The 25,949-nt window shown below is 50.8% G+C and carries 33 protein-coding genes; 22 read left to right on the top strand and 11 right to left on the bottom strand.

The window, feature by feature from the left end:
• The first annotated feature begins 13 nt into the window (after positions 1 to 13).
• The 9 genes from N5923_RS02395 (at position 14) to N5923_RS02355 (ending at position 7,186) form a co-directional block, all read left to right on the top strand.
• A complete protein-coding gene (locus N5923_RS02395) occupies positions 14 to 1,234 on the top strand; it encodes a tyrosine-type recombinase/integrase (protein ID WP_267145210.1) in 1,221 nt (406 codons plus the stop codon).
• Positions 1,231 to 2,103, top strand: coding sequence for a DUF6387 family protein (locus N5923_RS02390; RefSeq protein WP_267145209.1), 873 nt, complete (start codon positions 1,231 to 1,233; stop codon positions 2,101 to 2,103). The genes N5923_RS02395 and N5923_RS02390 overlap by 4 nt, the downstream gene beginning before the upstream one ends.
• Positions 2,104 to 2,186: 83 nt before the next feature.
• Positions 2,187 to 2,471 (top strand): helix-turn-helix transcriptional regulator, encoded by a 285-nt coding sequence (locus tag N5923_RS02385; protein WP_267145208.1) that lies wholly within the window; start codon positions 2,187 to 2,189, stop codon positions 2,469 to 2,471.
• 8 nt (positions 2,472 to 2,479) lie between these two features.
• A complete protein-coding gene (locus N5923_RS02380; RefSeq protein ID WP_267145207.1) occupies positions 2,480 to 3,184 on the top strand; it encodes a phage antirepressor KilAC domain-containing protein in 705 nt (234 codons plus the stop codon).
• Entirely contained in the window at positions 3,184 to 3,918 is a 735-nt protein-coding gene (locus tag N5923_RS24760; protein ID WP_407704366.1) for a host cell division inhibitor Icd-like protein, read from the top strand. The genes N5923_RS02380 and N5923_RS24760 overlap by 1 nt, the downstream gene beginning before the upstream one ends.
• Positions 3,911 to 4,147: a hypothetical protein gene (locus tag N5923_RS02370; RefSeq protein ID WP_267145205.1), complete on the top strand. Its 237-nt coding sequence runs from the start codon at positions 3,911 to 3,913 to the stop codon at positions 4,145 to 4,147. Before N5923_RS24760 ends, N5923_RS02370 begins: the two co-directional genes overlap by 8 nt.
• Positions 4,131 to 4,439, top strand: coding sequence for a hypothetical protein (locus tag N5923_RS02365; protein ID WP_267145204.1), 309 nt, complete (start codon positions 4,131 to 4,133; stop codon positions 4,437 to 4,439). Before N5923_RS02370 ends, N5923_RS02365 begins: the two co-directional genes overlap by 17 nt.
• 38 nt (positions 4,440 to 4,477) lie before the next feature.
• Positions 4,478 to 6,547 carry a DUF927 domain-containing protein gene (locus N5923_RS02360; RefSeq protein ID WP_267145203.1) on the top strand — a complete coding sequence of 690 codons (2,070 nt, stop codon included), beginning with the start codon at positions 4,478 to 4,480 and terminating at the stop codon, positions 6,545 to 6,547.
• A gap of 339 nt (positions 6,548 to 6,886) precedes the next feature.
• A complete protein-coding gene (locus N5923_RS02355) occupies positions 6,887 to 7,186 on the top strand; it encodes a hypothetical protein (RefSeq protein WP_267145202.1) in 300 nt (99 codons plus the stop codon).
• A 31-nt stretch (positions 7,187 to 7,217) separates the two neighbouring features.
• On the opposite strand, the gene N5923_RS02350 is transcribed toward N5923_RS02355, so the two are convergent.
• Both N5923_RS02350 and N5923_RS02345 read right to left on the bottom strand, forming a co-directional pair.
• Entirely contained in the window at positions 7,218 to 7,724 is a 507-nt protein-coding gene (locus N5923_RS02350; protein WP_267145201.1) for a hypothetical protein, read from the bottom strand.
• A 42-nt stretch (positions 7,725 to 7,766) separates the two neighbouring features.
• Positions 7,767 to 8,504, bottom strand: coding sequence for a hypothetical protein (locus N5923_RS02345; protein ID WP_267145200.1), 738 nt, complete (start codon positions 8,502 to 8,504; stop codon positions 7,767 to 7,769).
• Positions 8,505 to 8,766: 262 nt separating this feature from the next.
• Between N5923_RS02345 and N5923_RS02340 the strand changes: the two genes are divergently transcribed.
• The 9 genes from N5923_RS02340 to N5923_RS02300 all read left to right on the top strand — a co-directional run bounded on the left by N5923_RS02340 (position 8,767) and on the right by N5923_RS02300 (position 15,738).
• Positions 8,767 to 9,939: a phage major capsid protein gene (locus tag N5923_RS02340; RefSeq protein ID WP_267145199.1), complete on the top strand. Its 1,173-nt coding sequence runs from the start codon at positions 8,767 to 8,769 to the stop codon at positions 9,937 to 9,939.
• A 51-nt stretch (positions 9,940 to 9,990) separates the two neighbouring features.
• Positions 9,991 to 10,554 carry an HK97 family phage prohead protease gene (locus N5923_RS02335; protein ID WP_267145198.1) on the top strand — a complete coding sequence of 188 codons (564 nt, stop codon included), beginning with the start codon at positions 9,991 to 9,993 and terminating at the stop codon, positions 10,552 to 10,554.
• Position 10,555: 1 nt separating this feature from the next.
• A complete protein-coding gene (locus N5923_RS02330) occupies positions 10,556 to 11,764 on the top strand; it encodes a phage portal protein (RefSeq protein WP_267145197.1) in 1,209 nt (402 codons plus the stop codon).
• A gap of 11 nt (positions 11,765 to 11,775) precedes the next feature.
• On the top strand, positions 11,776 to 12,102 hold the full coding sequence (locus tag N5923_RS02325; RefSeq protein WP_267145196.1) for a phage head closure protein: 327 nt from the start codon (positions 11,776 to 11,778) through the stop codon (positions 12,100 to 12,102).
• On the top strand, positions 12,095 to 12,397 hold the full coding sequence (locus N5923_RS02320) for a head-tail connector protein (RefSeq protein ID WP_267145195.1): 303 nt from the start codon (positions 12,095 to 12,097) through the stop codon (positions 12,395 to 12,397). Before N5923_RS02325 ends, N5923_RS02320 begins: the two co-directional genes overlap by 8 nt.
• Positions 12,397 to 12,834: an HNH endonuclease gene (locus N5923_RS02315; RefSeq protein WP_267145194.1), complete on the top strand. Its 438-nt coding sequence runs from the start codon at positions 12,397 to 12,399 to the stop codon at positions 12,832 to 12,834. Before N5923_RS02320 ends, N5923_RS02315 begins: the two co-directional genes overlap by 1 nt.
• 265 nt (positions 12,835 to 13,099) lie before the next feature.
• Positions 13,100 to 13,456 (top strand): phage terminase small subunit P27 family, encoded by a 357-nt coding sequence (locus N5923_RS02310; protein WP_267145193.1) that lies wholly within the window; start codon positions 13,100 to 13,102, stop codon positions 13,454 to 13,456.
• The gene (locus N5923_RS02305) at positions 13,440 to 15,101 is read left to right on the top strand and encodes a terminase large subunit (protein ID WP_267145192.1); all 1,662 of its coding nucleotides are present in this window, start codon (positions 13,440 to 13,442) and stop codon (positions 15,099 to 15,101) included. The genes N5923_RS02310 and N5923_RS02305 overlap by 17 nt, the downstream gene beginning before the upstream one ends.
• 13 nt (positions 15,102 to 15,114) lie before the next feature.
• On the top strand, positions 15,115 to 15,738 hold the full coding sequence (locus tag N5923_RS02300; RefSeq protein ID WP_267145191.1) for a tail assembly protein: 624 nt from the start codon (positions 15,115 to 15,117) through the stop codon (positions 15,736 to 15,738).
• A gap of 226 nt (positions 15,739 to 15,964) precedes the next feature.
• On the opposite strand, the gene N5923_RS02295 is transcribed toward N5923_RS02300, so the two are convergent.
• Positions 15,965 to 16,324, bottom strand: coding sequence for a hypothetical protein (locus N5923_RS02295; protein ID WP_267145190.1), 360 nt, complete (start codon positions 16,322 to 16,324; stop codon positions 15,965 to 15,967).
• A gap of 75 nt (positions 16,325 to 16,399) precedes the next feature.
• On the opposite strand from N5923_RS02295, the gene N5923_RS02290 reads away from it, so the two are divergent.
• On the top strand, positions 16,400 to 16,633 hold the full coding sequence (locus tag N5923_RS02290) for an excisionase (RefSeq protein WP_267145189.1): 234 nt from the start codon (positions 16,400 to 16,402) through the stop codon (positions 16,631 to 16,633).
• Positions 16,634 to 16,862: 229 nt separating this feature from the next.
• A complete protein-coding gene (hpt, locus tag N5923_RS02285; protein WP_267145188.1) occupies positions 16,863 to 17,399 on the top strand; it encodes a hypoxanthine phosphoribosyltransferase in 537 nt (178 codons plus the stop codon).
• 133 nt (positions 17,400 to 17,532) lie between these two features.
• Here the strand turns inward: hpt and can are convergent, their stop codons facing one another.
• Complete coding sequence (gene can, locus N5923_RS02280) at positions 17,533 to 18,195, bottom strand: carbonate dehydratase (protein WP_267140986.1); 663 nt, start codon at positions 18,193 to 18,195, stop codon at positions 17,533 to 17,535.
• Between the two features lie 112 nt (positions 18,196 to 18,307).
• Between can and N5923_RS02275 the strand changes: the two genes are divergently transcribed.
• Together N5923_RS02275 and N5923_RS02270 are read left to right on the top strand one after the other, a co-directional pair.
• Positions 18,308 to 19,231, top strand: coding sequence for an ABC transporter ATP-binding protein (locus tag N5923_RS02275; protein ID WP_267140987.1), 924 nt, complete (start codon positions 18,308 to 18,310; stop codon positions 19,229 to 19,231).
• Positions 19,228 to 19,998, top strand: a complete 771-nt coding sequence (locus N5923_RS02270) for an ABC transporter permease (protein WP_017800394.1) — start codon at positions 19,228 to 19,230, stop codon at positions 19,996 to 19,998. The genes N5923_RS02275 and N5923_RS02270 overlap by 4 nt, the downstream gene beginning before the upstream one ends.
• A 39-nt stretch (positions 19,999 to 20,037) precedes the next feature.
• Here the strand turns inward: N5923_RS02270 and panD are convergent, their stop codons facing one another.
• The 7 genes from panD to dksA all read right to left on the bottom strand — a co-directional run bounded on the left by panD (position 20,038) and on the right by dksA (position 25,897).
• Positions 20,038 to 20,418, bottom strand: a complete 381-nt coding sequence (gene panD, locus N5923_RS02265) for an aspartate 1-decarboxylase (protein ID WP_267140988.1) — start codon at positions 20,416 to 20,418, stop codon at positions 20,038 to 20,040.
• 68 nt (positions 20,419 to 20,486) lie between these two features.
• On the bottom strand, positions 20,487 to 21,341 hold the full coding sequence (panC, locus tag N5923_RS02260; protein WP_267140989.1) for a pantoate--beta-alanine ligase: 855 nt from the start codon (positions 21,339 to 21,341) through the stop codon (positions 20,487 to 20,489).
• 15 nt (positions 21,342 to 21,356) lie between these two features.
• Positions 21,357 to 22,151 carry a 3-methyl-2-oxobutanoate hydroxymethyltransferase gene (panB, locus tag N5923_RS02255; RefSeq protein ID WP_267140990.1) on the bottom strand — a complete coding sequence of 265 codons (795 nt, stop codon included), beginning with the start codon at positions 22,149 to 22,151 and terminating at the stop codon, positions 21,357 to 21,359.
• A gap of 349 nt (positions 22,152 to 22,500) precedes the next feature.
• Positions 22,501 to 22,980 carry a 2-amino-4-hydroxy-6-hydroxymethyldihydropteridine diphosphokinase gene (gene folK, locus N5923_RS02250; RefSeq protein ID WP_267140991.1) on the bottom strand — a complete coding sequence of 160 codons (480 nt, stop codon included), beginning with the start codon at positions 22,978 to 22,980 and terminating at the stop codon, positions 22,501 to 22,503.
• Complete coding sequence (pcnB, locus tag N5923_RS02245) at positions 22,977 to 24,401, bottom strand: polynucleotide adenylyltransferase PcnB (RefSeq protein ID WP_267141019.1); 1,425 nt, start codon at positions 24,399 to 24,401, stop codon at positions 22,977 to 22,979. Before pcnB ends, folK begins: the two co-directional genes overlap by 4 nt.
• A 58-nt stretch (positions 24,402 to 24,459) precedes the next feature.
• Positions 24,460 to 25,368, bottom strand: a complete 909-nt coding sequence (gene gluQRS, locus N5923_RS02240; protein ID WP_267140992.1) for a tRNA glutamyl-Q(34) synthetase GluQRS — start codon at positions 25,366 to 25,368, stop codon at positions 24,460 to 24,462.
• A 73-nt stretch (positions 25,369 to 25,441) separates the two neighbouring features.
• On the bottom strand, positions 25,442 to 25,897 hold the full coding sequence (gene dksA, locus N5923_RS02235) for an RNA polymerase-binding protein DksA (protein ID WP_017800386.1): 456 nt from the start codon (positions 25,895 to 25,897) through the stop codon (positions 25,442 to 25,444).
• Positions 25,898 to 25,949: the final 52 nt, after the last annotated feature.

Below are 25,949 nucleotides of genomic sequence, written 5' to 3'. Positions count from 1 at the left end.
TTCGGGGAACGAGATGGCAGGTACAAATAAGCTCAGTGATAAAAAACTCAAGTCTTTGGCGGGTTCTGAGAGGGAATCACCCGCTATGTTCGCTGATGGCGAGGGATTGAGTGTAAGGGCCTCCAGACAGGGACAACTAAGCTGGGTATTCTCTTATCGTCTCGGTGGGCGAGGGAGCAAGCTGGAGCGTCTTACATTGGGCCGTTATCCTGACTTATCTTTAAAACTGGCAAGAGAGAAGCGTGAGCAATGCAGGCGATGGCTTGCTGGTGGACTCGATCCTAAATTTGAGCTGGTAATCACCGCAGAAGCCACATTGAAGCCTGTGACGGTAGAGGGGGCGCTTGAGTATTGGCTAACTAACTATGCCAGGCACAAGCGTAGTGATGAAGAAATGACTCGTGCGCAGCTGAGAAAGCATATTTATCCTCGTATTGGTCATTATCCCCTTGAAAGGTGTGAAACTCGTCATTGGCTGCTTTGTTTTGATGAGATTAATCAAACCCAGCCGGTTACTGCAGGGAGAATGTTTCAAATATCAAAGCAGGCGCTCAGGTTTTGCCGCGTTCGGCGATACGCATCGAGTGACGCCCTGGCCATTCTGACCATTCAGGATGTTGGACAGCCATCAGGAAAACGTGATCGAGTTCTGTCTGACTCTGAAATCGCTGATGTATGGCGTTGCACGTATGGCCACGAACAGCACCCATACTATTTGCGATTGCTTAAAATTCTTGTTTTGTTCGGCGCAAGGACAATGGAAGTTAGATTATCCAAATGGTCTGAGTGGGACTTTACGTCATGGATATGGACTGTTCCAAAAGAGCATAGTAAAACCAAAGAAAAAATAGTGCGCTCAATTCCAGAAGGGATCAGGCCATGGCTGAAAGATTTGAAAAGAGAAACTGTCTCATCGGGTTTAATTCTGGGTGAAGAACGGAGCAGAGCCTCTGTATCTCTTAAAGGTCGTAGGTTGTACAAAGATTTTAAGCATATTGAAGCATGGACTCTGCACGACTTGCGTCGAACGTTCTCAACCGGGTTAAATAACATGGGTATTGCACCTCACATTGTGGAGCTAATGCTTGGGCATGCTTTACCCGGTGTCATGGCTATCTATAACCGAAGCCTGTATCTACCAGAAAAACTAGATGCTCTGAATAAATGGTATGAGCGGCTAGATGTATTGGCTAGTAGCCACACAAATATAATTTTACTAAAGGCGTTGAAATGACTAAAAAAATTAATAGTAAGAAAGACCTTCCTAAGGAATTTAGTTTAGAGAAGTATAACTCTCTTACCATTATGTCGGATAAGGACTTTTTCAGGCAGCTTTACTGGCGTATGTTTTTTAATGATCCTGATTGGACAGAAGGAGCTTACTTCATTCAAAATGGATCTGACTCTAAAATGCCATCGGACTCTACAGATCCATTTAATGAGTTTGTAAGCAAACATCCTGATGAATTTTATGAGCAATTTAACGGAAACAAAGAAGCATTTGAGCGGTTTGCGGTAAATAGCAATAATTCTTTAAGGATAAGTAGTGGTGATGGGGTTAGAGGGCTATCTAGGCTGGATGTTGTAGCATTATCCAAAGCTACTGATACTCATGGGGAAAGAGGTGGCAAGAAATTAGTAATTGATATTGAAGAGTTTAATTGTTCATCCATGGAACCAGGGGGAGAAAGTCATGGTTGGATTTCTGCCAGAGCATCAGATTCAATAAATAAAATTATAGATAATGAACTTTGCTTAGTGGTCGATTTGAATTTACCGGATGAAATACTAATAGATGATTTGAAAAATTTATTGCCAATGTGGAGAAAGGAACTCAACGTAAAGGAAGTTCCTATTGAGATAAATAATTCATGGAGTATTGTCAGAAGAAAAATACTTGAGTACAAGATTATTCCTTACATGGACTTGATTTCTTGGTCTCTTGAACAAGAGCTGATTATTGCACAGGGCGTGTTGGCCGTATCTTTATTCCCCGATGGTGAAAAGGATGTTTTTGCGATAGTGCAAACGGTAAGACCATTCATTGAGAAACTTGTATCAGAAGGTTCTTTAGAAAAATTACGCAGAGAAATATCTAAGTGAATTCTGACACAACATTTCAATAATGCATCAAAAAAACATTAAAGAATAATAGCCTCCACAAGCTCAGAAACAGTGGAGGTAACATGCCTAAGTTAGTATTCATATCCCCAACACCAGAACAGCGCCGGACTATCCTTGAGGAATATGCTTTCAAATACGATAAGCGTATTCGTGAGGAAGAGTGCAGCGATATCACCAGCCTTTCACGATCCACTCGTTGGAAGATGGAACAGGAAGGCCGCTTCCCAGCTCGTTGCCACTTCGGACGCAATAGCTGCGCTTGGCTCCTTTCCGATGTCCTGTGGTGGGTGCGCAACCCCCCGGTAGTTGAGAACGTAAATAATCCCTACAGCCGAAAATTAGCGTGAGGTTGACGATGAATAATCTATCGCTAACTCACTCTGAACCCGCCACCCTAACTATGAACAGCAGAGAGATTGCTGAACTGACCGACAAGCGTCATCCCGATGTAAAAAGAGACATTGAGGTGATGATGGATCAGCTTCATGAAGATGTGAGTAAATTTGCACGCACCTACTTGGACAGCATGAACCGCAGACAAGTCAATTATATTTTGGGGCGAGATCACACTGAATGCCTGATCACCGGCTATAACGCTCAGCTCCGCATGAAGGTGATAAAGCGCCTGCATGAACTTGAAGATTCATCTCGTGTTCAGCTGACATTACCAGAAGCATTACGCCTTGCTGCTGATGTTGCTGAACAGAAATTAGCTCTTGAGTGCCAACTGGCAGACGCCGCGCCAAAGGTTGAGTTTGCGGACAGAGTAACGGGGATCAGCAAGGGTATTTCAATCCCTAACTTTGCTAAGACGGTCGGTGTTGGACCTCATAAATTATTTGCGTGGATGCGGGACAATCACATCCTGATCAAAGATGGCCAGAGGTATAACCTTCCGGCTCAACGCTTCATCGACTGCGGGTACTTTGCCGTTCGGCAGGGTAGTTACGTTGCCTATGGTGAAACACGCGCATCATTCACCACAATGCTGACTGGTAAAGGTGAGGTGTGGTTGGTTAAGCGGCTGGTGGACGCTGGCGTTCTGAAGGGAGACAAATAATGCTGGTGCAATATAAAACAAAAGCGGCCCTGCAAGGCCGCCAATGTCACTACCAAATTCACAGCCAGGATAGCAGAGTTGGTGATCCGGTCAACTGCTCTTATGAAATTACTGGAGCTATTAAGGGAGGAATTCCACCCTTGAAGCAAAATCATGTGGTTACGCACCTACCACCATATCTGGCGTTTGGTAGTTGCAAGGGATGCTCAGATATGAGCATCGGTCAACTTTTCGGCGCAATTCCTCGCTGGGTAAGCTCTTTCCTGATTATTCTTTTTAGCCATGCGGAAACAGTTTCATCTCCGTCTTCCTTCATAGCTTGCTGCATCGCTTCTTCCAATGAGGGCTCCACGCGGAAAGCAATTTGCTTGTTACCTTTTGGCATTTTAACGTTTGACATGTGTCTGACACTCGGCGTAATCTTCGTTGTGTCGCAAAATGTACATCATGTGTCTGACACTTGTAAAGCACCGAAGCCCGGAAGTGCGTCAACACTAACCGGGCCTCTGACCACCACCGTTAATTACGATAACGAGGCAGCTATGAAAGATCATACCACACACCCGGAAGGGCGGCAGTCCTTCACCTGGCGTTTTCTGGCGCTCAATGCCACTTCAAGCAACGTCATTCACATCACAGCAGGCACTGAGCAGGAAGCCCGTGAACTGTCTCCAGCTGGTTGCGTGATTGTCTTCGCCGGCCGCCTGCCAGTACAGGGGGGGAGTCATGCTTGATATCTCCCTTGGTAAAGCGGCTTCAATGTCATGCCAGCTTAATTCCCTGCTGATGGTTCTGGCCCACTACTCCGGCGAAATGAGTGAAATGGACAGGGGGAATCTGACAGAACTCGCGCTGACCGTAGCTAATCACCTCACCTTCATCCTGAACGGAACTGATAATCCTGCTTTTATTCTGAATGAAACCGATATGCCAGCGGGGGTGAACTATGGCGAGAAATTCTGATGCCTACAGCCTGATCGACTCATTCCGAGATATCGGATATGAGCAGGCTAAAGAAATGTATCGCCTTACAGACGAGGTAGAGACCGCGCTGGATTTGGGAATGTCGAGCATTGGCCACCTGATGTTCGTAGCGGCTGAAAGTGAGGAATACGAAGGAGAGGAGATAAGCCAGGACATGTCAAACCTTGGGATGCTCTTCAAGCACCTTACCCGCATTAAGCAGGGCATCTCACTGGCTAAAGAGAATTGCAGCCATACCATCCGTCAAGCAGAGGGGGGACGTGCTAAGTGAGGAGCGCCCCGAACGTTAAAAAGCTGCCACCTGATGTTATGGCCGAAGCAATTATTTTTGCCGGAGCAGACGCATGGATTCACGCTAAACACTGGCAGGAACGCAACCCGGCTTTGGATACTGTGCCTCCAGTTGTGCTGGATCGTAAGCAACTGGCTGATATCAACAAGTTGGTTATCGTTGATAAGGATCGGCGCTATGTGCGGGTATATCGCGCTGGTGAGTTATCAGCACTTATCACCACGGTCATTGCTACAAAGCTGGCTATGTCTGGTGTAAAGGAGGCTCGTTTTTATTCGGAGTCATATGAGCTTCTGGAGGACTGGACTGAGCAACTGCCACGTATGAGGGAAGAGGCAGAGAATGGCGGTGGGATCGTTATTAATCTGCCTGTAAGCAACAGGGCAGAGAAGCCAGCACCGGGAGAAGAACTTAAAGCCAGGGTAGAGAGCCGTGATGATGGCGTCTATTGGGTCACGCCAAAGGTGGATAAGGATAGCGGTGAGATCATTAACACCGAAGCCTGGCTGTGTTCTCCGCTCTCGGTTGTGGGTTCCGGTAGTGACGGTGTCGAGCGTTACCTGATACTGCGCTGGCAATCACCGCTGGGCAATGAAGAAATCACACGGGCAATCCCGAGCGCTGATATCGGTGAGCGTGATGGCTGGCGCTCGATGAAAGCGGGTGGCGTGAACGTGACCACTAAGAACAGCTTTAGGGCGATCCTTGCCGACTGGCTTCAGCAGAGCGGTAACGGGCAGGAATGGATCATCAGTCATACAACGGGCTGGCACCACGGCGCTTACATCATGCCCGATGGCGAGATTATCGGTAATCCGGCTATGCCAATACTTTTCAATGGCCGCAGTGCCGCTTCGTCTGGATATACCGTTGCGGGAACGGCTGGCAGCTGGCGGGATAGCGTGGCGATGCTGGCCGGAGGCAATCCATCCATGATGCTGGGTGTGGCGGCTGCACTGTCTGCCCCACTCATTGGATTGGCTGGTGCTGACGGGTTCGGCGTCCACCTCTTTGAACAGTCCAGCGCCGGAAAGACAACCACGGCGAATATTGCCAGCAGCGTTTACGGTGAGCCGGATGCATTGCGCCTTACCTGGTATGGTACTGCGCTGGGCATAGCTAATGAGGCTGAAGCACACAATGACAGCCTGCTACCACTGGATGAAATCGGGCAGGGCAGCAGCGCTAAGGATGTAGCCACGTCAGCCTACACACTGTTTAACGGTGCCGGAAAACTGCAGGGGGCCAAAGAAGGGGGGAACCGCGAGCTTAAACGCTGGCGAACGGTGGCGATTAGCACGGGGGAAATGGATATAGAGACGTTTCTTACCGCTGGTGGGATTAAGGTCAAGGCGGGCCAGCTGGTCAGGTTGCTCAACGTACCCATGGATAAATCGACGGTGTTCAATGGGCACCAGAACGGTAAAGCCCATGCCGATGCATTGAAAGAGGCATATCAGGCCAATCATGGAGCCGCAGGACGCGAGTGGGTCAGATGGCTAGCCAGCCACCAGCAGGAAGCCAGGCAGGCGGTAAAGGATGCGCAGACGCGCTGGCGTGGCCTGATCCCTGCTGACTATGGTGAACAGGTCCACCGTGTTGCGGAGCGCTTCGCCATTCTGGAGGCTGCGCTTGTGTCAGGTAAAGCGATAACGGGCTGGACTGAGCAGGCAAGCCGGGATGCTATACAGCACAGCTTCAACGCCTGGATAAAAGAGTTTGGCACAGGTAACAAGGAACACCAGCAGATCATTGAACAGTGTGAGGCCTTTCTGAATGCTTATGGGTTCAGCCGTTTTCTTTCTTACCCAGACAGCGACTCACGCGACCTTCCCATTAAGGAACTGGCTGGCTATAGGTCGGGGTCTGCCTCCGGAGATGATGCCTACAAGTTTTACACGTTCCCGGCTGCGTTTGAGCAGGAGATAGCCAAAGGTTTTAATCATGGGCAGTTTGCGCGTGCGCTTGCCAATGCCGGGATGCTCGAAACAGGGGACCGGGGTAGGTATAAGAAAAAAGCGCTCAGGAAGATGGGCGGCAAACAGCATGTTTTCTATGTGCTGATGTTCTCCCCGGAAGAGGAATAATTTTCTTTCACACAAGGCTAAAACAAGTGGGTTATGTGGGTTATACATCAGTTGTTTCTGTATCTATATGAATTTAAAGGAATGATGTAACCCACACGTAACCCACTAGAGGGGGTTTATAACCCACAAACAGTCCAAAATAACCCACACAGAAATCATAACCCACTCAGTAAAAGGGCTGGTGGGTTATTTAAGGGGGGCTGTGGGTTACGATTTCAAGGTTCGTGGAAATCAACTTATTGTTTTTAATGAAGATGATTTAGTTAGCAGGCGAAGATAACCCACTAACCCACATAACCCACCACGTTTTGTTTATATATACGAAAAGAGGCTGTGAAGATGAACGATACAAACGAAGATATGATTTATTCGAGAGTGATGATCAAGAAGCTGGTTGAACACAAGGACATGTTTGGCATCCCGGACAGCAAAACCGATCTGCAACTTATGTCATTAAAAGACTATCGTGACATGTCACGAAGGGAGGCATTCTTCTATGTGGATCACAATGGGTTTCTGCGCCACCAGTTTTCAGGCGAGGTTATAGCAGCAAGCAAGGAGCAGTTGGATATCCTGATCGAGCAACTCAACAGTAAGCGTGAACATCTGGATAGCGCTATGGATTGCACGAAAGAATAAATTAATAAGCCTGGTTTCCCAGGCTTTATATTTACAGAAGGGCGAAAAGTGCTGAAGCACCAGCACCTATTACGCCAGCTACAGTGCTGTTCTCAAGAAGTTTTTTAAGGGTTGACTTTGCTTCCTTATCACTTGAAGCAGCAACTTTTTCAACTAGCTCAGTGATGCTTACGTTAATAAGTAGATGGTTATTTTCACCAATCTGAACTTGCGAGCCTGAAACGGAACCAATATTGTAAGTGCTTTGGCTGGATTTAGGCTTATGTTCATTTGAAGCAAGATTTTCCACATCTAAAGTAAGCATGTGTGGATGCTTGGTTCCAACATTAAGAGAACCGCCAGCAAGAAATGAAATATCCAATACTTTCAATATAATATGATTTTTTCCAATTTTTTGCGTGAGTTCATCGCCGATATTTATATCTGGTTCTTCAGTGTAAGGGATCATCACTTTCTTCTTTGCAGAATCCCTTCTTCCTTTGTGTTCAATGCCTGAGATAGTAAATAAATCAGGGTAAGCCATAGCATCGAAATTCATTTTTACTCCAGAGTGTGTGTAAGTGTCTTTACTCAGCCAATTTTACTCACTTCCCATAAGCACCGTAAGAAAGTCAGATGCCTCAGCACCTATAATTCTTGATGCCGTCTTGTTTATAAGTAGGTTTTTGAGTATGGCAATGGCCTCGATATCCCCTGATGCATAAATTTCATTAATAAACCATTGAAAGTTAGTAGAGCTAATTTTGTTATTGCTTCCCAGTTGAATGTTGTTTCCTTTAATATTTTCAATGTTGTAAGTTAGGTTTCCGCTGGAAGGCTTTTTCATTCTCTCTATAGCCGCGTGCTGACATATCAATTCTGACATGCCTAAAATTTTACCGCTAACATCGACTTTTTTCGGAAACTCAAACCCATTGCCTTTTAAAATGCTGTCTACTTCCGCCATTTCATTATAAATTCGGCGAATTAGCACCATTAAAAGACTTTGTGCTTCATCTACAGATTCGGCGACTGGAAATTGACACTCAATAGCTAAAGCTGAGGTCTGTTTAAGAACTTCTAAAGAGTAGTTCTCCAAATAAGGTTCAATGAATCCGTTCCAAAAAACGGTGACAGGGCTACCTTTGTACGCAATGCCTTCGTAGCTAATCATCGACCCGTCATACTTTTCTATCCTCATAGGAACACCAGCATTGAGGTGATGCCACTTATGAATTAAACCTGTTAATTTTGAATCGATTTCATGTACTGCTTTGTTTGTGCGTGCATACAAAGGGGTTGGTGTGCAACCCGGTAGCCCAAGAACTTCCTTTCCCATTCATGCCACCTTTGACTCTAGCGGAGTAGAGTTTTGTAAATTATTTGTTCGCCATCTTTCGATACTGTTCTGCATAAAAATCGCTTATTTACGCCAAAATTTCAATGTATATCTTAATCAGTGGCACTCAGACGTGAGCCGCCACTGGCCGTTTAATCAAGCTGTAGCGAATACAGCCTGCGAGATGCAGAAAAAGGTTAAACGGCCTCCCCTTCAGAGCTGGTTTCACGTCTCAACACTTACCGTTACGAGAAACCACGACATGAAAAAATTGCTTGAACTCCGCCAGGAGAAAACCGCCCTCAAAACCCAGATGCGTTCCATCATGGATAAAGCCACTGAGGAAAAACGCAACCTGAACGCCGATGAGGGCAAACAGTTCGACGAACTCCGCGCTAAAGCTGAATCCCTTGATACTGATATTTCCCGACTTGAGGCACTGGCTGATGAAGAACGCAGTCAGCCAGGCAAGCCAGCAGATGGTAAAACGGTATCTAACGACGAGCTGCGTCACTACATTCTGACGGGCGAAACCCGAGCACTCTCCACCGCCGTTGGCTCTGATGGGGGTTATACGGTTATTGCCGATCTCGATAAAGAGATTATGCGCCAGCTGTCTGATGAATCCGTAATGCGTCAGATTGCCACCGTGAAGACCACCTCCAGCAACGAATATAAAAAGCTGGTATCCGTTGGCGGCGTTACCGTTAATCGCGGTGAAGAAGGCATAGCTCGCACTGAGACCAGCACGCCGAAGCTGGAAGAGGTCAGCATCAAACTGTACCCGATTTACGCCTATCCAAAAACCACCCAGGAAATTCTGGACTTCAGCGATGTGGATATTCTGGGCTGGCTGTCCTCTGAAATCAGCGACACCTTTACCGAAACCGAAGAGACCGATCTGCTGTCAGGCGATGGCGTCAAAAAGTCTAAAGGCTTCCTGTCCTATCCACGTGCGGCAACTGGCGATAAAACCCGCCCCTTCGGTACGCTGGAGAAAATGGTTACCGCTGGCGCAGCCCCAACCGCCGATGAGCTGATCGACCTGCTGTTCAAGCTGAGAGCCAAATACCGCAAAAATGCCGTATGGGTGATGAACTCTAACTCAGCTGCTGCTCTGCAAAAGCTGAAGAACGGCAACGGTGACTATATCTGGCGCGACCGTCTTACAGCAGGTTCCCCTGATACGCTGCTGGGCCGTCCCGTGTACTACCTCGAAAACATGGATGATGCCTCAGCAGGTGGCCCGGTTGTTGCCGTTGGTGACTTCAAGCGCGGTTATTACATCGTGGATCACACCACGGGTGTACGCACCCGCCCGGACAACATCACCGAACCTGGCTTCTACAAAGTTCACACCGATAAGTATCTGGGCGGTGGGCTGGTGGACTCAAATGCCATCAAGGTTCTGGAAGTTGCTGGTTCAGGCTCCTGATCCAATGATTCAGGGGCTTCGGCCCCTTTCCTGCCTGATGGAGTTCGAACGATGAATAATAAAGATTTTGAAATCCGCACCTCTGAACTGACCGCCTCAGATAAGAAGCTGGTGGGCTATGCCATCCGCTGGAACAGTCTGTCAGAAGTTATCTGGGATGAATTCGTGGAGCAGTTCGCACCAGGTGCCTTTGCTGACAGCCTCACCTCTGGTGCTGACTGCCGGGCCCTTTATGAACACGATTATACAAAGCTGCTGGGCCGCACCACCTCCGGCACGCTGCTACTTACCGAAGATAATACAGGTCTGCGCTTTGAGCTGACGCCACCCGATACGCAGCTGGGCCGTGACGTGCTGACGCTGGTGGAACGCGGTGATATTTCCGGTATGAGTTTCGGCTTCAGGGCGCTCAATGAAGAGTGGAGCATTGCCACCGTGCCTTATGTCCGAACCGTGACAGCTGCAGAACTGCGGGAAATCACCGTCACCAGTATGCCCGCCTATAGCCAGAGTAGTGTTGAAATCGCCCGCCGTTCTCTGATGGCGCAGCATCCTTCACTGGCTGGCTTTGATAACGAGATGCGCCGCCGCTGGGCTGAACTGGCGGGGTTGTGATATGTGGCCATTTCGCAAAAAAAACGAACAGCGCAGCATGACCATCGATGACTTCCTGGCGATGGCGGGGATTCCCAACACCGGATCGGGCGAATACGTCTCATCAGGAACAGCGGAATCTCTGCCGGCGGTAATGAACGCCGTGGCTGTGATCAGTGAAGCAGTGGCATCCATGCCCTGTTATCTGTACCGGGTCACCCATCGCAATGGCAGCGAGGCGCGCGAGTGGTTGAGTAATCATCCAGTCGATTACCTGCTGAATGAAACTCCCAATGACTGCCAGACCGCCTACCAGTTCAAGCGCACGATGATGCGGCACTGCCTGCTGAACGGTAACGCCTATGCGGTTATTAACTGGGGCCGTGACGGTCAGCCGATTTCCCTGCATCCGTACTCACCGGGTTCAGTGGTGCCCGAGCGCATCAAAGAGCACCGCTACAAGTACACCATTACCGAGCCATTCAGCGGGCAAGTTCGCACCTATCTTCAGGAAGAAATCCTGCACCTGCGATATTCAACAGACGATGGCTTTATGGGGCGTTCGCCAATTACTGTCTGTCGGGAAACGCTGGGGCTGGGCCTTGCACAACAGCGCCACGGTGCCAGCGTGATGAAGAACGGCATGATGTCGTCTGGTGTGTTCAAGGCAAAAGAGTGGCTGGACAGCGTGAAGGGGAAACAGGCTCTGGAAGCTCTTGAACGTTACAAGGGAGCCAGGAACGCAGGCAAAACGCCAATTCTTGAAGGTGGCATGGAGTACGAGCAGCTGAGCATGAGCAATCAGGATGCCGAGTGGTTAGCCTCTCGTCGCTTTACCATTGAAGACATCGCCCGGATGTTCAACGTGTCGCCGATCTTCCTTCAGGAATACAGCAACAGCACCTACAGCAACTTCAGTGAAGCCAGCCGTGCATTTCTGACCATGACCATGCGTCCGTGGCTGACCAACTTTGAGCAGCAGATTAAATCCGCCCTGCTTATGGCTACCGGTACACCCGGCGTTCGTTATCAGGTGGAGTTTGATTCTGCCGACCTGCTACGTGCTAACCCGCAGGATCGCTTTGTCAGCTATGAGACAGCGATTAAGTCCGGCGTAATGAGTCCGAACGAAGCCCGTGAGCGTGAAGGCATGGCTCCTCGTGAAGGTGGCGACGAGTTCAGTCAGGCATGGAAGCAGGAAGTGAAGGTAAGCAAGGAGGCTACCCAGTGAGGGCCGGAGATATGAAACGTCGAGTTACGGTGCAGGCTTATACCACCGTTCAGAATCCGTCTACCGGTTCGGTAACGAAGCAGTGGAAGGACATCTGCACTGTGTGGGCCGATATTGCTGACGTAAGCGGAAAAGAGATTATCGCATCTGGTGCTGTTATGAGCGAAATCACAACACGCATCTGGATACGTTACCGTCCTGACATCGTGGCGGCTTATAGGGTTCTGTGGAAGTCAGCCAATGCACGCGGAACGGTTTATACCATCCAGTCAGTCATCCCGGATAAAGACCACACCCGGCTGGAACTGTTATGCAAGGGAGGTATTTTCAATGGCTGACTTACTGACGCTTGATGAAGTAAAGCTGCACTGCCGTATTGACGATGACTATGAGGATTCTCTGTTACTGGCTTATATCGCTGCTGCGTTGGAGGTGTGCCAAAAACATATCGGTAAGCGATTCGCCACCGACACGCCAGAGATACAGTTCAACGCTGCTTTGAAAGTGGGATGCCTGATGTATATCTCTCAGCTGTATGAATATCGCACATCCGTTAATGATGTTCAGACAAAAGAAGTTCCACTGGCCATCTCTGCGCTCTGGTCAGTTTACCGTGATCCGGGGGTGTACTGATGCCGTGGCAACCATTACGCCGGTGCAGTGAAGCGGGCTGCAATGTCCGGGTGAAATCCGGCAAATGTGAGCAGCACAAACAGCAGGCATCGCGACAGCAGAACGCCAGGCGCGGAAGCCGCCGTGAACGTGGCTATACGACTGAATGGGATAAATATCGTCTGGTATTCCTGAAGGCCAACCCACTGTGCGCCCATTGCCTCAAGGCAGGCATCTACACAGCAGCAACCATCGTTGACCACATCATTCCGATTGATGGTGGTGGCGACGTGCTGTTCTGGCCTGCCAGTAATCACCAGCCTTTGTGCCATTCCTGCCACTCGCGCAAGACAACCACCACTGACCCACTCACCAAGACTAAGCGTAAAACCGGTGCATACAGTGAGCAGGAAGCAGCAGCCAGCCAGCGCCACGAATGGATATATGTTCATGACTGAGCAGGATATGAAGCAGCTGATGAATGGCCTGATGAGTAGCCGCGAACAGTTCAGCACTCAGCCCAGAAGGGCAAAGCCAGCGAAGCGAATGAGTGAGAGAGAACGTGATATTCGGGATGCCTTTCGCAATCGATAACAGTTCTCACTTACCGGGTGGGGGGAGTTTCAATGACAAGCCCCTGACCCGGTGGCACCACCCGCCCCCTCAAATTTTTACGCACGGTGATTTTTTTGAAAATAAAACGGACAGGGAAATAAATTTTTTATGGCCAGACCCCCGAAGCCGCCAGCTTATCTTGACGAGATGGCCGCACAGCAGTGGAAAGCGAAAGCGAAGCAGCTTGCCGAACGGGGCGATCTGACGGCTGCCGACTGGAATAATCTTGAACTCTATTGTGTCAACTACTCAATGTATCGTCGGGCGGTAGAAGACCTTGCGCGGCGTGGCTTCAGCATCGTTAACAGCCAGGGCGGGGAAAGCCGTAATCCCGCGCTGAGTGCAAAATCTGACGCTGAAAAAATCATGATCAAAATGTCCTCGCTGCTGGGCTTCGATCCGGTATCACGCCGCCGTAACCCGGTGGAAACGGAAGAGGAAGACGCCATTGACCGCATGGGATGAGTACGCCAGCGCGATAAAATCAGGCGAAATACCCGCCTGTAAACGTGTAAAACAGACCGTGGAAAGGTACTTTTCAGACCTGAATGACGGCCGGTTCATGTTTGATACGGGTACAGTTGAGCGCTTTATTTCATTCTCCCGCCTCTGTCCCCACGTCAAAGGCCCGCTTCGCGGCCAGCCAATTGTGCTGGAGCCGTGGCAGCAGTTCGCCTTTGCCTGCCTGCTGGGGTTCAGGGTTAAGGCGACCGGACGCCGGAAATACAAAAGTGCCTACATTCAGGTGCCGCGCAAGAATGCCAAATCCACCGTGGCTGCAATGCTGGCTAACTGGTTTCTGGTGATGGAGTACGGCCAGCAGGACATTTACACCGCCGCCGTGAGCCGCGATCAGGCCCGTATCGTGTTCGACGATGCCCGCCAGATGTGTTTGCTGTCAAAACCGCTGAGAAAGCGCCTGGCTATCCAGCAGCACAAGATGATTTATGCAAAGACCAACAGCCTGCTTAAACCGTTGGCTGCCAAAGCCGCCACAATCGAAGGGACCAACCCCTCACTGGCCATCGTGGACGAGTACCACCTGCACCCTGATAACGGCGTTTACTCTGCGCTGGAGCTGGGGATGGGAGCACGGCCTGAAGGCATTCTGTTTGCCATTACAACTGCTGGCAGCAACGTGGTATCAGCCTGCAAGCAGCACTATGACTACTGCTGTCAGATACTGGCCGGAGAGGAAACCAACGATTCATTGTTTGCGCTGATTTACGAGCTGGACGATGAAAGCGAGATTGACGATCCGGCGCTGTGGGTGAAGGCCAACCCCAATCTGGACGTGTCCGTTGACGGTGCGGCACTGGCTGACACTATTCAGAAAGCCCGTGGCATTCCCTCGCAGTGGGTCGAGATGCTGACCAAACGTTTTAACATCTGGTGTCAGGGTGCCACGCCGTGGATGGGTTCAGGCGCATGGGAAGCCTGCAAGGATGATTACAGTGAGTCCGATCTTGCCGGGATGGAGTGTTATGCCGGGCTGGACCTGTCCTCTACCGGGGATATTACCAGCGTTTGCTACGCCTTCCCGTCTGACCGTGAAATCCGGCTGCTGACCCGCCACTATCTGCCAGAAGCGCAACTGAACAACGTAGCCAATAAAAATCGGGCCATATACCGGCAGTGGGCTAAAGCGGGATGGATACGCACCACGCCGGGCGACTGTATCGACTATGACCGCATCCGTGACGACATTCTCCGCGATGCTGAGGTGTTCGGCATAAAGCTGGTGGGTTTCGACACCTGGAACGCAACGCACTTACGCACCCAGCTTCAGGGCGCTGGCCTCGACGTGGAGCCGTTCCCGCAGACCTACCTGAAGTTCAGCCCGGTTGCGAAGTCGCTGGAGGTGTTCGTTAACCGTAAAGTTATCCGGCACAACGGCGATCCGGTTCTGGCCTGGGCGATTGGTAATGTCGTGATGGAAAGTGACGCTAACGCCAACATCAAACCCAATAAGAAAAAATCCTCAAACAAAATTGACCCGGCGATCGCTGGGCTAATGGCTTTCGGCACCTGGCAGGCCGAACACGAGGAGTTCAGTTTCGATATGTCGGATGCGCACAAAGCGCGTCTTAACGCCTTTACAGGCATTTGAGAGGAAGATCACCATGATTAAGACAATGACTCTTAAGGGCGCTATGGCGCGTAAGTTTGGAAAAATTCACCAGTTTCATGTTGCTGATCTGAATGAAATGCTGCGTGCCATGTGTTCTCAGGTTCCTGGCTTTAAGAAATACGTTTCAAATGCGCATTTGAATGGTATTCGTTTCGCATTCTTTAGAGGGAAGAACAATATCGGATTGCAGGAATTTGATATGTCATCATCGGCTGATGAATTTATGATGATGCCGATAATAGAGGGCTCAAAGCGGGGAGGTACTCTTCAAATAGTAGTGGGCGCCATCGCTCTGGTTGCTGCATTCTTTACTGCTGGGATGAGTTTGGCCGCCTGGGGGGCCGCAATTGGGACCACCACGGCGGCCGGGTTAGCCACAACCGCTCTCACAAGTATTGGTCTCAGCATGATGCTGGGGGGCGTTGTGCAGATGCTGACGCCGCAGCCTAAATATAATATTGGCTCATCATCCAGTACCGATAACAAGCCTAACTATGCTTTTGGCGCACCCGTAAATACAGTAGCTATGGGCTACCCTGTGCCCGTTCTTTATGGTCAGCGTGAAATTGGCGGTGCAATTATTAGTGCGGGAAGCTTTACCAGCGATCAACAGTGAGGTGATTTATGTTGAAACGGGAGCTGATAGAGAGTGTGGTTATAACCGTAATGCAGAAGAAGGGGCATAAGCTAAACGGGCAGGAGAGGCTGATGATTAGAACACACCTAAGCCGCGTTGAAGCGACAAAGGAGCGGGACTTCGGGGAATTTAAGTGGACAAAGCCTAACTCGCCAAGATGACAGCAAACAGTTTAATCGGGCAGTGAGAGCTGCCCAAGTATTTATTATTTCAACTGATACTGAGGATCGTTTGGAAAAACGAAATGTTGCTGAACGATTTCATTCGTCCATGCGAGAGCAAGGCACAGCCCTGAATTTTTCACCCCCCATCTCCGTGATTCATCCCCAGCATAAGCGGCAAAAATTTGGTTAATTCGTTCTTCATATTTTGCTTCAAAGTCACTGGAGCTGCTTAACTGAACACTTAAATCGATGTCTTTACCGCAAGCCTCTTTTATGAAGCGCAAAAGTGATTTTTTCTCAATGGATATATGGACTTGATCAATCGTAATGTCTTGATGTTTGCCCGAGTCGATGGCTTTATTTAACTGAATAATTAATGTCGTAAGGTATGTTGCGTCCATAGTAATTTCCTTTTTGAATGAAGAGGGATATTAAAAGAGTTACATATCAATCGCTAACATATTTTGAGGTAAATCATGATCAACTTGGAATGTGTTCCCATTTCAATGTATTGCCGCGCTACTGGGGAGAGCATTGAGGTTATAAACAAAAGGGTCCGTACTGGCATTTGGCAGGAAGGGCGCCATGTGTTGAGAATTTATGGTGTAAGGGAACGGTGGATAGACTTAGCAGCTGTTGATGAGTGGGCGAGGAAAAGCCGTCCTTCAAAAGATTTTGAACCAAATTGGGCTGCACTAGACGACCATTAACCCGAGCAAAAGCTGAGGATTAATGGGGCCAGTAGCGCCGAAATTGTTCGGCGTTTTTCGTCTCTAAGCAGTCATCCCTGATATAATCCCTCGCTTACTTTGTCCTCATGCTATCGCGGTTGCTCTCAGTTGTGCGATACTCTGTGTATCAATCGGTGTATCAATACTTAGTCTTATCATGCGCTAGCATATAGTTTTAACTGATTAAAATCAGTGAGATATGAAATTTATGAAACATTCCGTAGAAGTGATGATCTCCGAAGCTGAGATCAAAACCCGCATTGCTGAACTGGGCAAGCAGATCTCTGAACACTACCGTGACAGCGGCAGCGATATGGTGCTGGTGGGTCTGTTACGTGGTTCGTTTATGTTTATGGCCGATCTGTGCCGCACCATTGATGTCTCGCACGAAGTCGATTTTATGACCGCCTCCAGCTACGGCAGCGGTATGTCCACTACCCGTGACGTTAAAATCCTCAAAGACCTCGACGAAGATATTCGTGGTAAAGACGTGCTGATTGTCGAAGATATTATCGATTCCGGTAATACGCTGAGCAAAGTGCGCGAAATTCTGAGCCTGCGTGGCCCGAAGTCACTGGCGATCTGTACGCTGCTGGATAAACCTGAGCGTCGTGAAGTGGCGGTAGATGTGGAATATGTCGGCTTCACCATTCCTGATGAGTTTGTGGTCGGTTACGGCATCGATTATGCCCAGCGCTATCGCCATCTGCCGTATGTCGGCAAAGTTGTGATCCTCGAAGAGTAATCCCGCGCTTTACAGCACAATCGACCAAGGCCGGAGTGACCGGCCTGTTGTATTCTTGCGGCGCTATTTGCGGCGGGCGGCGAGAACGCCCCCCTGCAGGTTATGCAGGGGAGCCGTTATCGCCGCCCGACTATCAGCGATGACTATCCGGGGTATTCAGCAGGTTGGAAATGCCATGGCGGTAACGTTGCTCGAGGATTTCACGGTTGGTGGCGGTGACCTGAAGGTCGCGCAGACAGCCGTCGTGAATGCCATATACCCAGCCATGAATCGTCACTTTCTGGCCGCGCTTCCATGCTGATTGCATTATCGTTGAGTGACCAAGGTTGTAGACTTGCTCAATCACGTTGATTTCACACAATTTATCAAAACGTTTTTCTGGCGGCAGTTCACCCAGTAATGAGCTATGTTTGTACCACAGGTCGCGGATATGCAGCAGCCAGTTGTTGATTAACCCCAGTTCCGGATTTTCAACCGCCGCCTGCACACCGCCGCAGCCATAGTGACCGCAAATAATGATGTGTTCGACTTCCAGCACTTCTACCGCGTATTGCACCACGGAAAGGCAGTTCAGGTCGGTGTGAACCACCAGGTTGGCGACGTTGCGGTGAACGAACAGTTCACCGGGTTCAAGACCGGTTAAACGTTCCGCAGGTACGCGGCTATCAGAGCAACCAATCCACAGAAAACGGGGTTTTTGCGCATCAGCAAGACGCTCAAAGAAACCTGGGTCCTCTTCGACCAGCAATTTTGACCATTCGCGATTGTTGCTGATAAGGGTATCTATGTCTTTCATTAAAATTAACGACCTGTAACAAGTCAAAGTGCGTTGCAGTACTATAGGCCAACGCCACAATTTTTAATACGGCAAACAAGAAAACCAAACAATACAGGGTAGGCTTTTACCTATGACTTATGCACTGGAACTTGAAAAACTGGCCAAGACCTATCCGGGCGGCGTTCAGGCGCTAAAAGGGATCGATCTTAATGTTGAGGCCGGTGATTTCTATGCACTGCTCGGTCCGAACGGCGCGGGAAAATCTACCACCATCGGCATTATCAGTTCGCTGGTAAATAAAACCGCCGGTAAGGTGCGGGTATTTGGTTACGACCTGCAGCACGATGTGGTCAACGCCAAGCGCCAGCTTGGGCTGGTGCCGCAGGAGTTTAATTTCAACCCGTTTGAGACCGTGATGCAGATTGTGGTCAATCAGGCGGGGTATTACGGCGTTGAAAAGCGCGATGCCATCGTACGTGCGGAAAAATACCTGAAGCAGCTTGATCTGTGGGAGAAGCGTAACGAACGCGCGCGCATGCTCTCTGGTGGTATGAAACGTCGTCTGATGATTGCCCGTGCGCTGATGCATGAGCCAAAGCTGTTGATCCTCGATGAACCAACGGCGGGCGTGGATATTGAGTTACGCCGTTCGATGTGGGCGTTCCTGAAAGAGCTTAATGCACAGGGAACCACCATCATTCTCACCACGCATTATCTGGAAGAAGCAGAGATGCTGTGCCGCAATATTGGCATTATTCAGAGCGGTGAGCTGGTGGAAAACACCTCGATGAAAGGGCTGCTTTCCAAGCTTAAATCCGAAACCTTTATCCTCGATCTGGCAGCAAAAAGCGCCTTGCCACGGCTGGAAGGTTTCCAGTACCGGCTGGTGGATACCTCGACGCTGGAAGTGGAAGTGATGCGTGAACAGGGGCTTAATAGTGTGTTCAGTCAGCTTAGCGCGCAGGGTGTTCAGGTGCTGAGTATGCGTAACAAAGCAAACCGGCTGGAAGAGCTGTTTGTCGGGCTGACGCAGAAGAAAGGGGAGAAGGCATGACACATTTGTACTGGGTAGCGCTAAAGAGTATCTGGGAAAAAGAGATTAACCGTTTTGCGCGTATCTGGGTGCAAACCCTGCTGCCGCCGGTGATTACCATGACGCTCTATTTTATCATTTTCGGTAATCTGATCGGCTCGCGGATTGGTGATATGCATGGTTTCACCTATATGCAGTTTATCGTGCCGGGCCTGATTATGATGGCGGTGATCACCAACGCTTACGCCAACGTCTCCTCGTCGTTCTTTAGCTCTAAGTTCCAGCGTAATATTGAAGAGCTGCTGGTGGCACCGGTACCAACCCATATTATTATTGCCGGCTATGTTGGCGGCGGGGTGGCGCGCGGAATTTGCGTGGGTATCCTGGTAACGGCGATTTCGCTATTTTTTGTGCCGTTCCATGTCCACTCCTGGGCAATGGTGGCGATTACGCTGTTGCTGACGGCGATTCTGTTTTCGCTGGCGGGGCTGTTAAATGCGGTGTTTGCCCGTACTTTTGACGATATCAGCCTGATCCCGACCTTTGTGCTGACGCCACTGACATACCTTGGCGGCGTATTCTATTCGCTGACGCTGTTGCCACCGTTCTGGCAGGCGGTGTCGAAGCTAAACCCGATTGTGTATATGATCAGCGGCTTCCGCTATGGTTTCCTTGGCATCAGCGATGTGCCGCTGGTATTTACCCTCGCGGTGCTGATCGCCTTTATCGTGGTGTTTTATGCGCTGGTATGGTGGCTGATTCAGCGTGGACGTGGATTGCGGACGTAAAAACGCAATGGGGCAGCGATAACGCTGCCCCACGGCTGGTCAGGCGACCTGAACCGGTACCGCTTTTGCCACGCGCTTCATCTGGTTGTCACCCTCAAAATAGGCCACCTTCGGCTGCCACTCGCGGGCCTGCTCATCTGACATCTGCACATAAGAGCAGATAATTAGCAGGTCACCTTCACAGGCGCAGCGCGCAGCGGCGCCATTTACCGAGATGATTTTTGAACCGCGCTCAGCTGCAATCGCGTAGGTCGAAAAACGCTGACCATTATTGACGTTGTAAATATCAATCGCTTCATACTGCAGGATGCCGGAGGCATCAAGGAAATCCTGATCGATTGCGCAGGAGCCTTCATAGTGCAGATCGGCCTGGGTTACTTTTACCCGGTGCAGCTTGCCTTGCAACATGGTGCGTACCATAACTTTATTACCTTGTTCAGCGTCTAATTAAAAACGACCAACAGTATCTGTCGATAGCCGGGCCTTGTCTACTGCGTCAGATCAACCTGTTGGTTATCAATCAGCCGCGCATTGCCCAGCCAGGCCGCCATTAAAATCACCGCGCGCTGACTCTCGGTATTAAGCGGCAGCAGGGTGACGGCATCGCAAATCGCTAAGCCATCCGGGCGGAAGCCTTTTTCCGTCAGTTCCGCTTCGGCATCAGCGATAATCTGCTCCACATGGCGTTCACCATCAGAGAGCTTCTGCGCCATGCCGTTCATCACTTTGCTCAGGGCCGGAGCCTGTTTACGCTGATCGGCCGTCAGATAGCCGTTACGTGAGCTCAGCGCCAGTCCGTCTTTGGCGCGTACCGTCGGCACGCCGATAATATCGATATCGTAGCCCATATCCGCCACCATCTTGCGGATCAACGCCAGCTGCTGATAATCCTTTTCGCCAAAGCAGGCGAGGTCCGGCTGGACAAGGTTAAACAGCTTGCTGACTACCGTCGATACGCCACGGAAATGACCCGGACGGCTGGCGCCTTCCAGCAGTGATGACAGCCCTGGCACCTCCACGAAGGTCTGGGTATCCAGTCCCTGCGGATAGATATCGCCTGGCGATGGCGAAAACACCAGATCAACACCACGACGATTAAGTTTCTCGCAATCTTCCTGCAGGGTACGCGGATAGCGCGCCAGATCGTCCGCGCGCTCAAACTGCATCGGGTTGACAAAAATAGTCGCCACCACAATATCGGCGCGCTCACGCGCTTCATCAACCAGCGTCATATGACCATCGTGCAGATTGCCCATGGTCGGCACCAGCGCGATGCGCTTGCCATCCTGACGCCAGCGACGGATCTCACGGCGCAGCATCGGCAAGGTTTCAATTATCAGCACAGACTCTCTCCTGGATTATTGGAAACTGTGTTCTTCAGCGGGATAACTTCCGGCTTCGACTTCAGTAATATACTGGCGCACCGCCGCGCGGATATCGCCGCTGTCAGCAAGGAAGTTTTTCGCGAATTTCGGGATATGTCCACCGGTAATGCCAAAGGCGTCATGCATCACCAGAATCTGACCATCGGTCACATTACCGGCACCGATACCAATCACCGGGATATTCAGCGCTGCGGTGACGCGTTGCGCCAGCGGCACTGGCACACACTCCAGCACCAGCAGCTGCGCACCGGCGGCTTCTAACGCCAGCGCATCTTCCAGCAGGCGATCGGCATCGGCTGCTTCACGTCCCTGGATTTTATAACCGCCAAACACATTGACCGACTGCGGGGTTAAGCCGAGATGGCCACACACCGGCACTGCGCGTTCGGTCAGCTGCTGTACCGTCTCCGCCAGCCACCTGCCGCCCTCCAGTTTGACCATATTCGCGCCAGCGCGCATCAGCTGCGCGGCGTTATCGAAGGTTTGCTGCGGGGTGGCGTAACTCATAAACGGCAGATCGGCGAGCAGCAGAGCCGCAGGAGCGCCGCGGCGTACGGCGTGGGTGTGATAGACAATATCAGACACCGTTACCGGCAGCGTTGAATCATGGCCCTGTACGGTCATCCCCAGTGAATCACCTACCAGCAATACCTGAATGCCTTCTTCGGCAAACAGTTTGGCAAAGCTGTATTCGTAGGCGGTAATCGAGGCAAATTTACGCCCTGACTGTTTCCACTGGCGCAGATGAGAAATAGTGGTCGGTTTCATTACGGCCTCTCAGGACGAAATTTCTGATGGGCGAAGTGTAATGTATCGCGCCAGGCAGAGGAACGTTTATCAGAGAGGGGAGCACTTGAGGAGAAGGATTTTTGTACTGCACGGACAAAATCACTTATAGCGAAAAGGCGTTACCCGGATTAGAAAACAGAAAAGCAAAACCCCGCACAAGGCGGGGTTTTGCGCTGCAGCCAACTGCTTCGCGAGGGCAGCAGACATACAGCATGGTGAAATTCTTCTTTTGGCAAAATAATTATACGACAGAAGACAAACTCCAGCAATCGCATATTTAATAAGCAGAATATGCTGTTTATTAAACAGGCGTCTAACCAAATTTAGATCACCAGATCTGAATCTCACTGCTATCAAGCTTTGCCAGACATTCGGCGACAGAATCTCCATCCGGGAAGCTAAGTTCTGGCGCAATCTCCAGCAGCGGCAGCAGCATAAAAGCGCGGTTTTTCATATCGTAGTGCGGCACGATTAAGCGCTCGCTATTAAGCGTCAAATCGCCAAACAGCAGGATATCGAGATCCAGCGTGCGCGGTCCCCAGCGCTCGGCTTTGCGAACCCGTCCCTGCTCCAGCTCAATACGCTGAGTGTGATCGAGCAGCGCTTCCGGCGTCAGCCCGGTCTCAAGGGCAATCACCGCATTAAGATAGTCAGGCTGATCCGCCGGGCCATACGGCGGCGTACGGTAGAGCGTCGAAGTCGAAATTAACTGACTTTCAGGGATCGCAGCCAGTGCATCAAGTGCATTTTGCACCTGATGCAGTGGATCGGCCAGATTGCTGCCTAAGGCGATCCAGACCCGTGTCATGCGTTGCTGTTGCCGTCACGACGTGGTGCCGCCGCGCCTGGCGTGCGTTTGCGCGGACGACGGGTACGACGGCGAGGAACCGGATCGTCGCCCAGGGTGTTGAGCATGGTTTTCTGCTGTGGCGGCGCCGCAACCTGAAACTCGCTCCACCAGGTGGTGAGACGCTGCAATTCCTGATTGTTTTCCACTTCAGCACGTAATGCCAGCAGGTCATAGGCAGCACGGAATTTTGGATGCTCCATCAGCTTCCATGCGCGTTTACCATGGCGACGTGACAGACGCAGCTGCAACTGCCAGATATCACGTACCAGCGTGGTAATGCGTTTCGGGATCGCCAGCGCACGGCAGGCTTCATCCAGTACGTCGTTCATCGCCAGTGCAAAGGCGTCGTAGTAGGCCAGTCCGCTCTCCTGCGCAATTTTCTGCGCCGCTTCCAGCTGTGGATACCAGAACATGGCGGCAAACAGGAATGCCGGGTTAACGCGCATCTGGTTGTGGATACGGTTATCGGTGTTTTTCAGCACCTGAATCACCATCCGCTCCATCGGACTGTCACTCTGTTCGGTAAAGTAGCGGGTGATAATCGGGAACAGTGGCTGGAACAGCTGATATTCACGCAGTTGCAGATAGGTGCTGTAACCGTAACCGGCCTGCAGCAGCTTCAGCGTCTCTTCAAACAGACGCGCGGGCGGAATATCCTGCAGCAGCGTGGCAAGGCGTGGGATCGGCTCACCGGTCTCTGGCGCAATGCTCATATCAAGTTTGGCGGCGAAGCGCACTACGCGCAGCATACGCACCGGATCTTCGCGATAACGCGTTTCCGGGTCGCCAATCATGCGAATAATGCCCTGTTGCAGATCGCTCAGGCCGCCGACGTAATCACGCACGGTGAAATCAGCGACGCTGTAGTAAAGACTGTTGATGGTCAGATCGCGGCGCTGGGCGTCATCTTCAATCGAACCAAAAATATTGTCGCGCAGCAGCATGCCGTTCTGGCCGCGCTGCGAGCTGTTGCGATCTTCCTGCTCGACTTCGGCCAGATGATGCCCACGGAAAGTGGCGACTTCGATCACTTCCGGACCAAACATCACGTGTGCCAGACGGAAGCGACGACCGACCAGTCGGCAGTTGCGGAACAGCTTACGCATCTGCTCAGGCGTGGCGTTGGTGGTCACATCGAAATCTTTCGGCTTTTTACCCAACAGCAAATCGCGTACGCCGCCGCCTACCAGGTAGGCTTCGTATCCGGCTTTATTCAGGCGATAGAGCACTTTGAGGGCATTTTCGCTAATGTCTTTCCGCGAGATAGTATGGCGATCTCGAGGGATTATCGTCATATGACGGATTTCCTCGACCTCAGTGGGCGCCTCATCTTCGCGATTCAGGACTTTTCGGCAAAAATTAGCAACTCGGGTAAAAATGGGACACCTCGATAGTGACTAAGAAACTTGGGTGGTAAAAACAGCGGCTAATCATAGCTTAGTGAGAACCATTTGAGAATGCCGATGTCACGGCATCGCTTCCCGCTGCGTCATTGCGTGGGATTTTTGTTAAATTCCACTGCTGGATTGCCTGTTTTAACAGCGCTTCCAGTGAATCATCCTGCCAGCCAATCGGCTCATCTTGCCCGAGAAACTGTAAAGCTCGCACCAACAGTGGGCGGGCATCGCCTTGCGGCAGGGCAGGGGCATGATTTTGCTTCGATAATTTATCGCCATCATGGTTCAGCACCAGCGGCAAATGCAAATATGCCGGCACCAGCCAGCCAAACTGCTGATACAGCGCAATCTGTCGCACCGTTGGCTCAATCAGATCGGCGCCGCGGACTATCTCCGTCACGCCCTGGAAATGGTCATCGACCACTACCGCCAGATTGTAAGCGAACAGCCCGTCACGGCGATGAATAATAAAATCCTCTGCAGCCAGCGCCGCATCGGCGACGATTTCCCCGCGCAGACCATCACTAAAGTGGCTGACCGGCGCATGCTGGCGTAAACGTAATGCTGCATTTTCCGCGCCAAGCTGCAGCGTGCGGCAGTGACCATCATAGTGTCCACCGATTTGCTGAATACGACTACGACTACAGCGGCAATAATAGCTCTGCTGATGCTGGCGTAACCACTCCAGCGCCTCACGATAGGCTTCATGACGTTGCGACTGCCACAGCACATCGCCGTCCCAGTGCAGGCCGTAATGTTCCAGCTGACGTAAAATTTGCTCTGCAGCGCCAGGCACCTCGCGCGGCGGATCGATATCTTCGATGCGCACTAACCACTGACCCTGCCGCGCACGCGCCTGCAGATAGCTGCCAAGTGCAGCAATCAGCGATCCAAAGTGTAATTCACCGGATGGAGAGGGGGCAAAGCGCCCGATATAGGATAGTGACATGATATGCAGATACGGAGAGCAGTGAAGCGGGAGCACCAATTTGTCCCTGCTTCACTGCAACATCCGCGCGCCGTTAACCGGCCATTTGCTTCTCGCGAATTTCCGCCAGCGTTTTGCAATCAATACAAAGATCGGCAGTAGGACGCGCTTCAAGGCGACGGATACCGATTTCAACGCCACAGGAATCGCAGTAGCCGAAATCGTCGTCTTCAACCTTTTTCAGCGTCTTTTCGATCTTCTTGATCAGCTTACGCTCACGGTCGCGGTTACGCAGTTCAAGGCTGAACTCTTCTTCCTGGGCGGCACGATCGACCGGATCCGGGAAGTTAGCTGCTTCGTCCTGCATGTGTGTAACCGTACGGTCTACTTCATCCCTGAGTTGATTGCGCCAAGCTTCAAGAATTTTCTTGAAGTGCTCCAGCTGGGCTTCGTTCATATACTCTTCGCCTGGCTTCTCTTGGTATGGCTCCACCCCAGCGATGGCGAGAATACTCAGGGACGATGTTTTACGGTTTTGCCCTTCTTGCATGTTGTTTCTCCTGGATAACACGCACTATCGATCCCCAAAGGGGGAAAAAACA

The organism is Winslowiella arboricola (assembly GCF_025527015.1).
In the GTDB taxonomy this organism is placed as follows: domain Bacteria; phylum Pseudomonadota; class Gammaproteobacteria; order Enterobacterales; family Enterobacteriaceae; genus Erwinia; species Erwinia arboricola.
The sequence above is the reverse complement of the archived record's forward strand: the minus strand, read 5'-3'. Positions and strand labels throughout refer to the sequence as shown.